Consider the following 13,689-nt stretch of genomic DNA (forward strand, 5'->3'; position numbering starts at 1 on the left):
ATCACAAGCGCATTAAGGCAAAACTAAAGGGAATGAGTCCGGTACAGTACCGAACTCATTCCCAAAAAGTCGCCTAATGAAATAACCTGTCTAACTTTATGGGGTCACTTCGCAAGAGGTTGTGGTTTTTGCATTTCCTCGACCTTTACCTTCAAAATAAGTTCAACATGCTCTTTATGGACGATTACCTTCTCTACATAGCTTCCTATAAACTTATTAATTTCAGGAATGCTTCGATTGTTATCATGTAACCTTAGTACTTCCTCAACAAGTTGGGTACCTACGAAGGTACCTTGATTTATTCTTCACCAGACTAATTTTCAATAGTGTATGAAACTTTCTAACTATTTTGCAATTATAATCAAACCGTTAACAGCCTCCCTTCGTTTCCTTTAAAAGTACCGGTAAAAATCACGTATGAAATGGAGGAAGAATTATGAAGAAGACCGTATTCCTATCAGCTCTACTGCTCCTTGTCATTTCGTCTACCGGATTGTCAGCCTATGCAAAAATGGACCGTACGACTGTGTCCCAGGAGACACCAAATTCCAGCCAAAGTAATCATGTCATCCGGGTGTACGGACCGGGCGGACCACTTGGACCGATCAAGGAAGCTGCTGAACGTTTTTCAGCTGAAACGGGAATCAAGGTGGAAGTAACAGCCGGACCAGAGGGCAAATGGATCGGCCAAGCAAAGCAAGATGCAGATATTATTTTCGGTGGCTCCGAGTATATGCTGCAGGAGTTCATCTTTAACCACCCCGCAGTGATTGACACTAAATCACGAACGGAGCTTTACTCGCGTGCTGCAGGAATATTGGTGAGGAAAGGAAATCCTAAGAAGATTGAAAGCCTGGAGGATTTAACGGAAAAGGGAGTAAAAATAATCGATGTGAATGGGGCTGGCCAGCTTGGCCTGTGGGAAGACCTGGCAGGCAGAAAAGGGCTGATCGAAGGCATCTACCAAAATATCAACCTTTCTGTAAAGTCGAGTGCCGAAGCCATTGAACGATGGAAATCGAATTCCAGCCTAGACGCCTGGATTACCTATGAATCGTGGCATTACCGGCTCCAAGATGTGACGGACCTGGTCGAACTGCCCGAAGAAGAAAAGCTCTATCGTGGAACGCCGGTCGCCCTGACGAAAATCACCGATCAGAAAAAAGAGGCACAGCAATTTATTGATTATTTAAAAACGGAAGAATCTCACCAAATCTTTCAAAAATGGGGCTGGAAGTAAGGACGAGCCTTAAATCTAAAAAACTGGACTGTAGAATCCATTTTGATTGATCTTTTTTCAAAATGGATTCTTTGAATTTATCGCAAAAAATAACAATAATAATTTATTATTTATGTTCTTGTCCAAACTCAAGGACAAGAACATACATGCTTTCCTGCGAGTGAATAAACAACAGAGAAGAAGAGTTCAAAAAGATTCGTCAATTAGGCTTCGACATCACTCAACGGGCTGGATAGCGCAGAGTAGGACATTGTTATAAAATGGGGGTATCTTGCTTTACGGGGTTGACAACAAATACCCATTTCAGAATTAGAACAGTGGTTATATAAACGAAGTTTATAGCCAAACAGAGTGGCTTGAAAACGCTCTTGTAATCTGCATGCGCATGAAAGAAGAACATCGGAAAGCCGTATGAGGGAAAACCTCACATACGTTTTGATGAGGAAGGGCTGAAATCATATTCAGCCCTTTACTCTAGAACGAGCAGATTACATTAATGAACGAATCCGATGTAAAGCAACAATCGGTATTAAACTGCTTGGAAAACTAGTACGAATCATCATCGGCATTGTTCAAAGGGGAGAAGCTTTTTCTCCTGAAAAGGCTGCCTAAGGTGATATTGTCGACCTGTCGATAAGTGGAAAGAAAAATTTTCGGAAATTAACAAATACGAATTAAAGCGGTAACAATCAAAGGGTAGCCATGATGGCTGTCCTTTGATACAATACAAATATTGCCAGTCATTGGGGGGAGGAAACAATTAAACGGGCAGCTGGTCTTGGATAGATTAATGGTTATCTGGACGCAACCTTCCGTCTTGAAAATTAAGTAACCCGTGCAGAATTTACGACGATGTTATCCAGGGCGTTTTCCTTGTCATCGAAAGGCGGCTTGTCACTTTCCTTTGCCGATATGGCATAAGTTCCCGATTGGGCAAAACCGTTTAAATCGGAAGTGGTAGAATCAGGCGTCATAACAGGCTATGGGGACAACACGTTCCGAGCGAACAATCCGATTACCCGAGCCGAAATGACCGTCATGGTAATGCGAGCGTCAGGTATCAACGTGAATGCCGGGGCACATCAACGCTGGTCAAATACCGACTTGGGCGCTTCCGTCAGTGACGGTGGCAGTCAAAGCAGGCTTGATCAAGGGAACAGGGAATAATCGGTTTGTCCCTGACGATCACACAACTCGGGCGGAAGCGGTAACCTTAATTCTCCCATTGATCGATTATAAGCAAGTGAACAAATAAATGAGGAGAAGGAGATCATGCTATGCAATGGAGTACAGGTAAAAAGACATTTTTGGCACTAGTACTGTTTATCGCTATATTAACAGGCCCATTTGCGGATCTGTCAAGCGCTCAGGCAAAGGGGGCCGTTCAAGGCTTCTTACACGGGAACAGTAAAGTTGATTCCGATCAAGCGCTGGAATTAATGTACAGTATCAGAGGAATATCTAAGCCTGTTTTTGCACAGGATCTGACCGTGACCTACGATCCGGAACTGCTGGTATTTACTGGTGCAGAATCATCGAAGGAAGGTTTGTCGATCGTCGCTAAATCGGAGGAGCCTGGGCTTGTCCGTCTGATTGCGGCCAGCCAGGGAAAGGAGTATGCGATTGACGAAGATGGCGATGTCATCGCCTTGCATTGGAAGGCTAAATCGTCCTCCAAAACAGCAGCTGCATCGATCACCTTGAAAAACGTGGTCGTATCTACCGGCGAGGATGATGATTCTCAGATCAATAGAGCAGCTCGCAGCATAAGTGTGGCCTCTTCAATTCGGGGGGATTTGAATGGCGACGGAAAGGTTACCATCGGTGATCTAGGTATCGTAGCAGCGGCAATTGGGAAAACATCGGCTGACCCGGATTGGGAGATGTACGCTCATGCGGATGTCAATCAGGATGGAAAAGTAGATGAAGGGGACCTGAGAATTGTCGCGGAACTGATTCTACAAGGGCAGCCAGAGGTATTATCTATTGTTCTCACAGGCTCAGATACGGCGCAGGCCGGTCAAACTTTTGATTTGACTTATGGCATGAAAGGGATAACAAAAAGCGTCGTAGCTCAGGATATGACTCTGACATATGACGCGGACAAACTTGAGTTCATCTCCTACGAATTGTTGGATGCAAAGCATTTTTCGATTATAGAACATGAGGAAAAAGTCGGACAAGTACGCTTCCTCGGGGTTCATTTTGGAATTATACCAAATAACCTGGACGGACATTTAATGAAGCTCCGTTTCAAAGCGAAAGTGGATGCAAAATCGAGTATCGCAGCGCTCTCTGTATCCCAGTTAATTGTAGCCAACGGTGAGGGCGTGGAGACAGAAATTGACGGCACTACACATAGATTACAAATAATTGGCGGGATTTCGGGTGATTTCAACAACGACGGAAGAGTAAGCATCGGTGATTTAGCAATCTTAGTTCAATCATATGGTAAAACATCAGTAGATCCTGATTGGGAATCAGTGAAAAATGGCGATTTAACTGGTGATGGTCGTATCGATATTTCTGATCTTAGCAGGTTAGCAACAATGATTTTGATGTAGGCCTGAAATTCAATAAATTAGACTTATCGGGGCTGGGGGAACAAAGGGGACAAGAGTATGATGGCGAATAATTAACTTTTTACCCATTCAACTAACGAGTAACGATTACGGAGGAGCTTCCTATGTGGTAGCTCCTATTTTTATTGAACTAACTGGCAGGATAGTTGAAACGTTCCTCGAATATTTTATCAGTTTGATAATCTAATGAAATTTGTTGAAATAAGGTTGTTTGAATGAAACGCAAATCTTATAGATAAGGGTGATTCATGTGAAGCAAGGACTCATTGTGTTTTTGAACGGAACGTCAAGTTCTGGAAAGACCTCCATATCGACTGAACTGATAAATCAGAAAGAGATTCCTTTTTATCATTTATCAATTGATGATTTTTTTAATAATTACAATGATTTTGTTAATAATAAATTTCCAGATGAACCTCCAAGAGGAATAGATCATCAAGTTGTCTCACAAATAGTTGATGATTCCATATTCTCAGTGTACCATTCGACAATTAAATTGTTATCAGAACTAGGTTTTAATGTAATAGTAGATACCATAATCGCAAATGACAAGTCGTTTAATGATTTTTATGATTTACTTGTTGATCATCCTATATTGTTTGTAGGCGTACGATGCTCGAAAGAAGAACTCACAAGAAGAGAGCAGAGTAGGGGAGATCGATTAATTGGACTAGCACATTCCCAGTTCGACAGAGTATATTCCTATAATGAATATGATCTTGAAGTAAATACGGAAAAGTTGAGTCCAACCGAATGTGCCGATAAAATATTAAGTTTTATTAAGTCCGATCAGGGTTACTCTGCATTTAAGAAATTAAGTAAATGTGAGATTAGTGTTTCATAGTAGGCAAATCCATCAGATAACAACATATTCAAGCATTGGGGCTATTGCCCCTCGGTCTGCCCACAAGATTTCGGAATTAAGCTAACGGGAAACGATAGTTCAATACCATGAGGGCGGCCAGCGGGCGGCCCTTCGTTAAGCTCCCTCAGAGAATAAGGTTTTTCTCACGAATACTCGCGAATTCGTAGGATTTCACATATAGATTTAAAAAGGAGTTTAAATGATTACATAACATGGGCTAGGCAGTTCCGTTTGAGGGCATGCGGGAATATAGGGTGTTGGTCTATTTACAACATCTTCCTGAGAAAGATTTGCTGCACGCCTCTTTCCACAAGGTCCTAGGGATTCACTCCCCCAAATCTCAACGGGTCTAAGTCCTTACATTCCATCGTCCTATCCTATCCAAGGTGTGGAGCCCGATCAACGTTAACGGAACGGGTCTCTGCCCTTAAGCGTAAAAATCTCGGTACTCCGTGTTCCGCTGATATTTAGAGATTCTTCTCATTAAAAACCGGCAGCCATCACGCAATAAGTATTAGACTGGTTCTGAATGTGCTCAGCTTCACATATTTTAGTTTCAGAGAATGTAATTAATGCTAAAATATAGTGAGTTCAATAGTTGATGGGAGGCATGAATGATGAGTCTAATTGCAAGAGCCGAGAATCCGGCAGAGCAAGCCAAACTATTGCAAGATCAAGCAGCACCGTTGCAGGCATCCGAGAGTAACGTTTCCTATTCCGTTAATTTGGGAGTACACGGTGGAGATTTTGTACTTAACTGGAGCGTAACGCCTCAAGTTTATGGAAGGTGGGACTGGGTTGGCGTTTTCGAGAACGTGGAAAATGCTCAAAACGACCCTGCCGGCACCTATAAATACGGCGGATGGCAATGGGCGGATGCAGGCAGCCCTTATTCGACGAACATCACCGCAAACGATGGCTATGTAATTGCCTATATTGTATGGAACTATGGAACGAAATCCTATCAAGCGGTTGCCATATCTGCACCTTATTAATAATCTAGTATGACGGATTTGCATGTCGTTCCATGAATTCTTGAATGCCTTCTGTTGAGTCTAAAACATATCTTCTAGTATTATTGCTTTATTTTTTGGATTCATGGTGATAGGACCTTTAATTGCGTTTATTATTAGCTAATTGTTTAACTAACGGGTAACGTTAGTTCAATAAAACAGTGATAGTCTAGGACTTTATTTTCTCGTCCTTGGCTGTCGCTGTTTCAATTTCTAGGCTCAGTCTAAAACTTATTTTATGGAGTCTGACGGTATGATAATTCGAAAAGCCGCGTGGAATAAAGTCATCCAGTCTAATACTTTATTTTCTGCTGACATCTGTCGCTCATTATTTTTTTTGGCGGAATATAACATAGGTGATAATCGTTAATGCGAAATAGATGATCATCACAACAGCAAGGGTGATCATTCGCTCTTTTTGGCTACCGTCGGCAAACAACAAAGGACCTAACCCAAACATCGTCACCAGCGCATACAAAACAAACATAATAAAACCAAGAATGACCTTCATGTTCAAGCACCTCCTGTTTTTCATTGCCGCACTTGATGATTATATCTTTTTTATCACTAACATTGCATAAAACTTATATAGTCCGACTACAAGCCAAGCTGATTTCAGGCATTCAAACCTGATCTTGCTCGGCTTTTTCTTTTACTCCCTTATATCAATTATAGATACAAACTTGAAAATCACAGCCATTATGATGTTGTGGATTTTCTAATATCATAAATAGGAGTGGATTCAGATGTTAGAATACACGCAAGTTGTTTCCATTAAGCTAGAACGTCCGAAAGTTGACGGTAATGCCTGACCAGATATTGACCGATATAGTGACCAAGAAGTTATCTCGGGAAAGGGAAAAGAGAGTCTAACACTTTATTTTTCTGATTACGTTAATAAGTCCTTACATAGTATTTGTTAGTCTAAAACTTATTTCTCAAAAGCTGACGAATTTCAAATTCAAAAACCGCGTCAAATCAACAACTCCAGTCTAATACTTTATTTTCTTCGAACAGATAGACCGAAAAATAAAGTATTAGACTGGTAATGGTATGTGGCATAAACCTTTTGTTGCTCATTCAAATCACTAATTCCAATGAGTTATTTTAAATTCTTCGTTTTGGTAGGAGGACTAATAAATGCGAAAGTTTTTTATGTTTATGTTGCCCATAATAATTTTAACTTTATCAGGATGTATTCAATCAGCAGTCAATGATTATAGGGATGGTCAGCCAGAAATTCTCATTTTGCCCAACGAATATCGTTTGTATGGGGGCAACCCTGGGCTTAATTTTATCCGAAAAAAACCTGATGGTTCCCCACAAGTGGTTGAACCTAGTGTAGAAAAGGTCGGATGGAATGATGTCTATGTGCTTTACAAAAGAGTCGATTATGATAATAAAACGGAGTATGGACTTCTGGATACAAAAAAGGGAACCATTGAAAAACTTGATTCAAACATTGATATTCAGAAACAGTTGAACGAAAGGGGTCTTGGTACAATAGAGATGTTCGATGTGAACGAACTTGTGGAGAAGAAACGCGAAGAATTGGAAGGGTAACTAGTTGAAATCGACAGCTGTAAGTTTGTTGTTTCTCTATCTAGGACTTTCTATACTCGCTTAAGCACGCGAGTACGTTACTGAAATGTTGGCGTTTGTAAAAGTTAATGAGTAGGGAAATCGCCTTTAAAGCTGAGTAGATAGTATTTTCGAAGATACTTGATTGAACTAAGGGGTAACGTTAGTTCAATAAAACAGCGACAGTCTAGGACTTTATTTCTCGTCCATGGCTGCCGTCGTATTCGGACCATACTGTCTATTAGTGTGTATTGATATCCACTCATGTACAATGGAAAGTACGTTTTTCAATTCTATTAAAAGTGCTTATCTACTAGTAATACCGCACAAACAAATCTATCAATTTTATATATACTATATTATTCCCAAATATAGGAGATGATATAGTGAAAATTAAAACATCAGCTAAGAGAGTAGTAAAGACCAGCGCGATGAAGAAAAAATTGAACACTCAGTTAAAAAAGCAAGTTCGGGTGAAAAACACCACTTCGGGTACTGTTAGAAGCACAGGTGTTCTCAAAAAAAATCCGAGTACAACATTTGCCCATACCGAAGTCATGAATCGGAGATCTTCACCGATAACCGCAACCGTTATGGTCTTTAATTGGGATACCAATTCACCAGTAAGAATTGGTAACAACACCGTTACCATACCAGCCAATTCCCTTAGATTTTTCAATACAAATCTCGCTGGTGTCAACGATCACTATGAAGTAGTTGTCATCCTTTCAGCTACTTCAAATGTTATTGTTAACCATTTCGGAGTAGCTGGGGATGTACCGCAAGATGGTAACATCGTTCTGGATCGTGACCTTATTTCAATTACGTTATAACATGTTATAAAAATGCGCCCATAATTGGGCGCTTTTTTATTGCACAGTATTATCTATTTGTCTTTGTATATGCCTATAAATGCTTATATATCAACGTTTATGATTATATCAGCATAGGACCATACCGTTCATCTCAATTGTTGAACTAACGGGTAACACTAGTTCAATACAATAGATTAAAACCTCTCATTAGAAGCAAACCTAGATTTATTAGGTCTAATGGGAGGTTTTATTATGATTTTAGTTGAATTGTGGAGACTGTATGTAGCCGATAAGCAGATTCAGGGATTTAGTCCAAACACACTAAAAGCATACGCCTTGCAGCTAAAGATGTTGGTTTCTGAATTTGGCGATCTTGATATTTCAGAGGTTACTCTACAGTTGCTAAAGGAATACTTGGCGAAGCAATCCGGCCGCTTAAAACCAAGCAGCTTGGGCCATCGTATTCGCTTTGTTCGCTCTCTTTTTCGCTTCGCATACGAAGAAGCATATCTGGCTTCAAACCCTTCTCTAAAGTTAAGAGAACCAAAAATGGATAAGCGTATTCCAAAGTTTTTAATCGAGGAAGATGTGATTCATTTAAAGATCTCTTGTCTATCCCTGCGGGAACGAGCTCTCCTTGAGTTCCTGTATACTACCGGCTGCCGGGTTGGTGAGGTTCAGAAGATAAATATTGAAGACCTAAATTGGGACAATTGCTCTGCGATTGTCAATGGTAAGGGGTCGAAACAGAGGGAAGTTTACTTCACCACCGAGTGCAAGGTTTGGTTGAAGAAGTATCTAGTCAGTCGAGAGGACTCCTGTAAGGCGTTGTTTGTGACGGAGTCTTATCCTACCCGTCGTATGCAGGTGGTCATTAAAGCGGCTTGCAGTTCGAGGAGAGGTTGAAGCTAATGTATATCCGCATCGTTTTCGCCATACTTATGCTTGTCAACTGCTGGATAACGGAGCGCCTTTGGATTTCATCCAAGGCATGCTGGGTCATGAGAAAGCATCAACCACTCAAATATATGCTCAGCTACGTGGAGAGCGGAGACGTGAGCTATATCGCCGTTTCTTTTAGCACTTAGTACCTTGTTGACCCATTAATTAACGGTACTTTATTCAGAATTTTAGCCGCAGTTACTCAACTAAAGGGCAGTTTAGTTTAATGATCAAAAATAATAAGCAGGAGATAATATCGTAACTCCGAATTGTTAAAGTATAAAAATATTAGGAGTTTAGAAAAGGGATATCTACGTAATTTTATTACGTAAAACGATCTTATTACGATAATTACGAATTGAATTTCGTAGAATAAAAGTTAATATGACATATCCGAAAACCAATACTATACTGTGACTTATCTTTGTTATCATGAACTGTGACAAGAGTCAATCTTTTGGAAGGAATTAGTAATTTTTGATAGAATAAATATGAAGATGATCAGGTAATAAATTTGTACACAAAAGGAGATAAAACTATGGCAAAAAACAAATTACTAAGAATGGACAATGTTGGCATCGTTGTAGAATCCCTTGATGACGCAATCTCTTTCTTCGAGGAGATTGGCTTGAAGCTCGAAGGGCGAGCTACTGTCGAAGGTGAATAGGCTGGTCGCGTAACCGGGCTGGGTTCACAGTGTGTAGAGATTGCTATGATGGTTACCCCAGATGGCCACAGCCGATTTGAACTTTCGCGATTTCTCACCCCACCTACTATATCAGATCACCGAACTGCTCCTGTAAATGCCCTCGGTTATCTACGCGTCATGTTCACCGTTGAAGACATTGACGAAATGGTATCCAGACTCACTAAGTATGGTGCTCAGCTCGTTGGCGAAGTGGTTCAGTACGAGGACTCGTATCGGCTCTGCTACATTCGTGGAAATGAAGGACTTCTAATCGGTTTGGCGGAACAACTCAGTAATAAATAAGTGTCGTTTAAAAGAAGACTTAACTGAAATATACATTACTAGAGTAGGGTGCATCATATAAACACCGCATTCACGCTCCGGGTCTGGGCAAACGAGGAAGTAATTGCCGGGACACATCTGCACCGACTAACGGCATCGCGGCCGGCAGCAAGCTGCCTTAACTCGGTGGGACTTCGTGATGCATGAACTTTAACGGAAATCAATGCAAAACCAAATTAAAGGGACTCAACTAACGGGTAACAATAGTGGAGCATGCTGCCGCGGTGCAGATGCTCCATTTTTCACTCAACTAACGGGCAGAATACGCAACTTAATGTCACTTCAAAACGTTACTTTAAGAAAGGCGGCTAGGATAACTTGAGGGGGAGGATTATGAAAAAAATCTTAATGACTGCAATTCTGCTATTCGTCTTGATGGCTGGGCTTCTTACCTTTAGATTTGGAAGTGCCTTGTCACAAGAGGGAAATCCTTTACCTATACTTTCTTCAATATCTAAACTTGAATTTGCAAATAGTAGTTATGAACAGTATTCCAAAACAGATAAAAGCACTAGTTTCGTATCAAAGAGTGAATCTAGGTATGATGTAGTCAAGGATATTATGAAGAAAAATGGCTGGGACTTTAAAGAACAAATGGGTGCTGGTCTTATCTTTGAAAAAAATGGTCAGACAAAAGTTGTAGAGACTAGACAATATTCAAGACATTATATCCTGTCGGTTATCCCAAATGATGTATTAAGTTAACGGGAAACGTTAGTTAAACACAAAATGGAGCAGTTGCAGTCTGAACTGCACCCCGTCAAGTAGACAGTACAAATAATAAAAATCAATTAAGCGGCCTTGGTCCTAAATTCCATTGGACTGAGGCCGTTTAGTTTTGCTTGTAACCGTTCGTTATTGTAAAAGTGGATATAGGTCTCGATGTCCCTCGAAAGCTCCTCAAAAGTATGGTACGTGTGCAAATAATACTTCTCACATTTCAAGGTCCCCCAGAAAGATTCCATTGGACCGTTATCAATGCACCGTCCAACACGGGACATACTCTGGATCATTTTATTGTCATCCAAGAGCTCCTTAAAGCCCAAAGAGGTGTATTGGAAGCCTCGATCACTATGAAGCATGGGGCTGCTTCCTGGAGCTACTTGTAGGGCTCGTTTTAACGTCTGGAATACAAGCGGATTGTTATTGGAACGCCCTAATACATAGGAGACGATGGATTTATCATGAAGGTCGAGAATCGCGCTTAAATACGCTTTTTGGCCATTGCCGTACTTGAATTCCGTTACATCGGTGAGCCACTTTTCATTCGGTGCAACGGCATGGAATTCGCGGTTTAGTATGTTCTCGGCCACCTGCTGCGGAGTGGCGATCACGTAACTCTTTTTCTTCCTACGGATAACTGACTGGATCCCCTGTACCCTCATCAGGCGGTAGACGCGCTTATGGTTAATCGGTCTTTCCGTTTGGCTGCGCATATGTAGCGTTAATTGACGATATCCAAAGATACGCTCAACTTTCTCGTAAATGGACAACATGACATGTGTCAGTTCTGCGTTCTCCTGTTTACGGGAACTGGGTTTGCGATTTAGCCACTTGTAATAGCTTGAGCGTGGGATTCCTGCAATTTCACACAGAAGCTGAACGCTGAACAACGCTTCTTCCCGAAGCGCTTGAATGGCAAGATAGACGTTCTCTTGGCGGTATTGACTTAGTTTTGCCTCCTTTGGAATTCCCGTAACTTTTTTAGAAACGCATTCTCCGCCCGTAGCCGTTCCATTTCATATTCCATCTTCTTCATCTCGAGCTTTTGGTGATCTGCCTCCGATAACTCTTCCAGTGCTTTCTTTCGTCCACGACCATCCTTTAATGCATCCTGACCGCCGTCTTCGAACTTCTTCACCCATTGGTACACTTGCTGGTAGGAGACCTGAAAATGTCCCGCTGCCTTATGAATGTCACGCTGATGTGTTAGGCAGTATTGGACAATATCGATTCGTTCCTGCCAAGTCGTAGAACGCCCCTTCGTCATCGCTTTCACTCCCCTTGAATAGGCTGTTAAGCTGCTACGATGATTATACTGCTTAATCCAGTTAGAAAGCTGCGTTCTACTAGAAATCTTGTATTTATCGATGATCTGATACGAAGACATTCCCCCCTCAAGGTAATCCTTCACTGCTTGGAGCTTAATCTCCGCACTGTAACTTCGATTATGAGTACGACTCTCTAAACCTTCATATCCGTACACCTTATAACGACGTTGCCATTTCCATAAGGTCCCTGTATTAATGCCGTGTTTTTTGCCTACTGCATTAACACCTATCTCACCATTCTCGATTTCTTCTAGGATAGCGAGTTTCTCTGAGGCAGAATATTGACGTCTAAGCATAAAAAAGCCCCCCTTTCAGTAGCAGGTTTTATTATTTCACCTGTCTACCGTAAGGGGAGCATATCAGTTGGCAGCTGCTCCATTTTTTATTACGCTAACGGGCATGAAATTTCCAATATGTGTTATATTCAATAAGTAATGCCTATTAAAGTTCAGTGTGAATTTCGTTGATGAAAGGTAGGGAGGCTATTGGGGACAGACATTCATGTATATATCGAGCAGAAAACAATCAATAATAACAATCCTATGATGACTGAATGGATCAGCGTAGATGATTGGAGAGATAGCACTTTCGAGATTCGAAAAAGAAACTGGAAAATATCGATGCCAAAGGGATTGCCTGAAGATGTTAGCCCAGAGGTTAAGAATCAAAGTGATGAAGAAAATGGGGACGCTCACACAAGGAGTTGGCTCACTTTAAAAGAACTCCTCGAATATGATTGGCAACAAAAAATGGAGGATGACAACGAAGAGATTTTTCCGATTGAAGAGTTGATTATCCCTTTTGTGAGTGAGTTTATCCTACGTCTGAGCAAAATTGACGAGCCTGAGAATGTTCGCATGGTCTTTTGGTTTGACAATTAGTAGTTCTTTGAACTAACTGAGAACTATAGCTTAACAATCACCAGAACGCGTTGAGCTAACGGGCAGATTAATGGAATACTTCCACCATATCAGGAAAAGATAAACTAGGGTGATTAAATGAGAAAAAAGTTGTTATATACTCTGCTTCTTATCATTAGTATTTTGTTCCTTCCTCAATCGACATTAGCTGAACCTCAAAAGTTAATACATGACGAAACTAAACCGCCAAACTATAACATCTATAAGAATGTTGATTACCAAGTTGAGTTCAAGTATCCGAAATCGTGGAAACCGGTGACAGGATACACCCCTGTTAAATACGAAGGCATTGACGGATTTTTTTTAATTAGTGCAGTATCAGGGGGAGGCTTTAATATAGATGGGGTTGTGAAACCTATAGCCTATCATAAGTTACAACCATACGGATCAAGACCTAAAATAGAAAGTTTGATTATATCAGGACAAGAAGCAAGACTAATTTTGCCTTCCACTGGCCAAGATGAGCATATGCACAATGAAGCAAGTTTAATTATCAAATATCCTTCACCAGTGACTATAAACGGAGATAAATACTACTTTCTTATCATCTATGCAGATCAAAACCATATATATCAAATCGGTAATACTATTACTTTTATCACTCATATAAGTAAAAATCATATCCCCGATCTAGACAAACATTAAAGGGC

15 protein-coding genes and 2 pseudogenes are annotated in these 13,689 nt (G+C 40.8%); 14 read left to right on the forward strand and 3 right to left on the reverse strand.

The annotated features are described in order from the left end of the window. The first annotated feature begins 436 nt into the window (after positions 1 to 436). From AC0YN6_RS29310 to AC0YN6_RS29335, 6 genes and pseudogenes are all read left to right on the forward strand, one after another. On the forward strand, positions 437 to 1,240 hold the full coding sequence (locus tag AC0YN6_RS29310) for an extracellular solute-binding protein (RefSeq protein ID WP_475751625.1): 804 nt from the start codon (positions 437 to 439) through the stop codon (positions 1,238 to 1,240). 954 nt (positions 1,241 to 2,194) lie between these two features. Next, a pseudogene (locus tag AC0YN6_RS29315) lies at positions 2,195 to 2,260 on the forward strand (S-layer homology domain-containing protein); the annotation flags it as partial. 49 nt (positions 2,261 to 2,309) lie between these two features. After that, a complete protein-coding gene (locus AC0YN6_RS29320) occupies positions 2,310 to 2,495 on the forward strand; it encodes an S-layer homology domain-containing protein (RefSeq protein ID WP_475751627.1) in 186 nt (61 codons plus the stop codon). A 22-nt stretch (positions 2,496 to 2,517) separates the two neighbouring features. Then, a complete protein-coding gene (locus tag AC0YN6_RS29325; RefSeq protein ID WP_475751629.1) occupies positions 2,518 to 3,804 on the forward strand; it encodes a cohesin domain-containing protein in 1,287 nt (428 codons plus the stop codon). A gap of 268 nt (positions 3,805 to 4,072) precedes the next feature. Further along, a complete protein-coding gene (locus AC0YN6_RS29330; protein ID WP_475751631.1) occupies positions 4,073 to 4,666 on the forward strand; it encodes a chloramphenicol phosphotransferase CPT family protein in 594 nt (197 codons plus the stop codon). A gap of 635 nt (positions 4,667 to 5,301) precedes the next feature. After that, a complete protein-coding gene (locus AC0YN6_RS29335) occupies positions 5,302 to 5,682 on the forward strand; it encodes a hypothetical protein (protein WP_475751632.1) in 381 nt (126 codons plus the stop codon). 346 nt (positions 5,683 to 6,028) lie between these two features. Here AC0YN6_RS29335 and AC0YN6_RS29340 read toward each other — a convergent pair whose 3' ends face one another. Next, complete coding sequence (locus AC0YN6_RS29340; RefSeq protein ID WP_475751634.1) at positions 6,029 to 6,211, reverse strand: DUF6954 family protein; 183 nt, start codon at positions 6,209 to 6,211, stop codon at positions 6,029 to 6,031. A 629-nt stretch (positions 6,212 to 6,840) separates the two neighbouring features. On the opposite strand from AC0YN6_RS29340, the gene AC0YN6_RS29345 reads away from it, so the two are divergent. The 6 genes and pseudogenes from AC0YN6_RS29345 (at position 6,841) to AC0YN6_RS29370 (ending at position 10,773) form a co-directional block, all read left to right on the forward strand. Next, entirely contained in the window at positions 6,841 to 7,263 is a 423-nt protein-coding gene (locus AC0YN6_RS29345; RefSeq protein ID WP_475751636.1) for a hypothetical protein, read from the forward strand. 404 nt (positions 7,264 to 7,667) lie between these two features. Beyond that, a complete protein-coding gene (locus AC0YN6_RS29350) occupies positions 7,668 to 8,114 on the forward strand; it encodes a hypothetical protein (protein ID WP_364145309.1) in 447 nt (148 codons plus the stop codon). A 234-nt stretch (positions 8,115 to 8,348) separates the two neighbouring features. After that, positions 8,349 to 9,002 (forward strand): tyrosine-type recombinase/integrase, encoded by a 654-nt coding sequence (locus tag AC0YN6_RS29355; protein ID WP_475751638.1) that lies wholly within the window; start codon positions 8,349 to 8,351, stop codon positions 9,000 to 9,002. Then, positions 8,944 to 9,177 (forward strand): tyrosine-type recombinase/integrase, encoded by a 234-nt coding sequence (locus AC0YN6_RS29360; RefSeq protein WP_475751687.1) that lies wholly within the window; start codon positions 8,944 to 8,946, stop codon positions 9,175 to 9,177. The genes AC0YN6_RS29355 and AC0YN6_RS29360 overlap by 59 nt, the downstream gene beginning before the upstream one ends. A gap of 399 nt (positions 9,178 to 9,576) precedes the next feature. Further along, positions 9,577 to 10,029 (forward strand): annotated as a pseudogene (locus AC0YN6_RS29365) (VOC family protein). Between the two features lie 372 nt (positions 10,030 to 10,401). Continuing rightward, complete coding sequence (locus AC0YN6_RS29370; RefSeq protein WP_475751640.1) at positions 10,402 to 10,773, forward strand: hypothetical protein; 372 nt, start codon at positions 10,402 to 10,404, stop codon at positions 10,771 to 10,773. Positions 10,774 to 10,859: 86 nt separating this feature from the next. Here AC0YN6_RS29370 and AC0YN6_RS29375 read toward each other — a convergent pair whose 3' ends face one another. After that, a complete protein-coding gene (locus AC0YN6_RS29375) occupies positions 10,860 to 11,759 on the reverse strand; it encodes an IS3 family transposase (protein WP_475751689.1) in 900 nt (299 codons plus the stop codon). Continuing rightward, entirely contained in the window at positions 11,738 to 12,415 is a 678-nt protein-coding gene (locus tag AC0YN6_RS29380; RefSeq protein ID WP_475751642.1) for a transposase, read from the reverse strand. Before AC0YN6_RS29380 ends, AC0YN6_RS29375 begins: the two co-directional genes overlap by 22 nt. A gap of 189 nt (positions 12,416 to 12,604) precedes the next feature. On the opposite strand from AC0YN6_RS29380, the gene AC0YN6_RS29385 reads away from it, so the two are divergent. Both AC0YN6_RS29385 and AC0YN6_RS29390 read left to right on the forward strand, forming a co-directional pair. Next, on the forward strand, positions 12,605 to 13,000 hold the full coding sequence (locus AC0YN6_RS29385; RefSeq protein ID WP_475751644.1) for a hypothetical protein: 396 nt from the start codon (positions 12,605 to 12,607) through the stop codon (positions 12,998 to 13,000). 117 nt (positions 13,001 to 13,117) lie between these two features. Further along, the gene (locus tag AC0YN6_RS29390; RefSeq protein WP_475751646.1) at positions 13,118 to 13,684 is read left to right on the forward strand and encodes a peptidase M56; all 567 of its coding nucleotides are present in this window, start codon (positions 13,118 to 13,120) and stop codon (positions 13,682 to 13,684) included. Positions 13,685 to 13,689 lie beyond the last annotated feature (5 nt).

The organism is Paenibacillus sp. J22P15 (assembly GCF_056269345.1).

Bases quoted from the DNA above. Each gene is read 5' to 3' on its own strand.
- AC0YN6_RS29310 (WP_475751625.1), top strand. From the start codon at position 437: ATGAAGAAGACCGTATTCCTATCAGCTCTACTGCTCCTTGTCATTTCG.
- AC0YN6_RS29320 (WP_475751627.1), top strand. From the start codon at position 2,310: ATGCCGGGGCACATCAACGCTGGTCAAATACCGACTTGGGCGCTTCCG.
- AC0YN6_RS29325 (WP_475751629.1), top strand. From the start codon at position 2,518: ATGCAATGGAGTACAGGTAAAAAGACATTTTTGGCACTAGTACTGTTT.
- AC0YN6_RS29335 (WP_475751632.1), top strand. From the start codon at position 5,302: ATGATGAGTCTAATTGCAAGAGCCGAGAATCCGGCAGAGCAAGCCAAA.
- AC0YN6_RS29340 (WP_475751634.1), bottom strand. From the start codon at position 6,211: ATGAAGGTCATTCTTGGTTTTATTATGTTTGTTTTGTATGCGCTGGTG.
- AC0YN6_RS29345 (WP_475751636.1), top strand. From the start codon at position 6,841: ATGCGAAAGTTTTTTATGTTTATGTTGCCCATAATAATTTTAACTTTA.
- AC0YN6_RS29355 (WP_475751638.1), top strand. From the start codon at position 8,349: ATGATTTTAGTTGAATTGTGGAGACTGTATGTAGCCGATAAGCAGATT.
- AC0YN6_RS29370 (WP_475751640.1), top strand. From the start codon at position 10,402: ATGAAAAAAATCTTAATGACTGCAATTCTGCTATTCGTCTTGATGGCT.
- AC0YN6_RS29380 (WP_475751642.1), bottom strand. From the start codon at position 12,415: ATGCTTAGACGTCAATATTCTGCCTCAGAGAAACTCGCTATCCTAGAA.
- AC0YN6_RS29390 (WP_475751646.1), top strand. From the start codon at position 13,118: ATGAGAAAAAAGTTGTTATATACTCTGCTTCTTATCATTAGTATTTTG.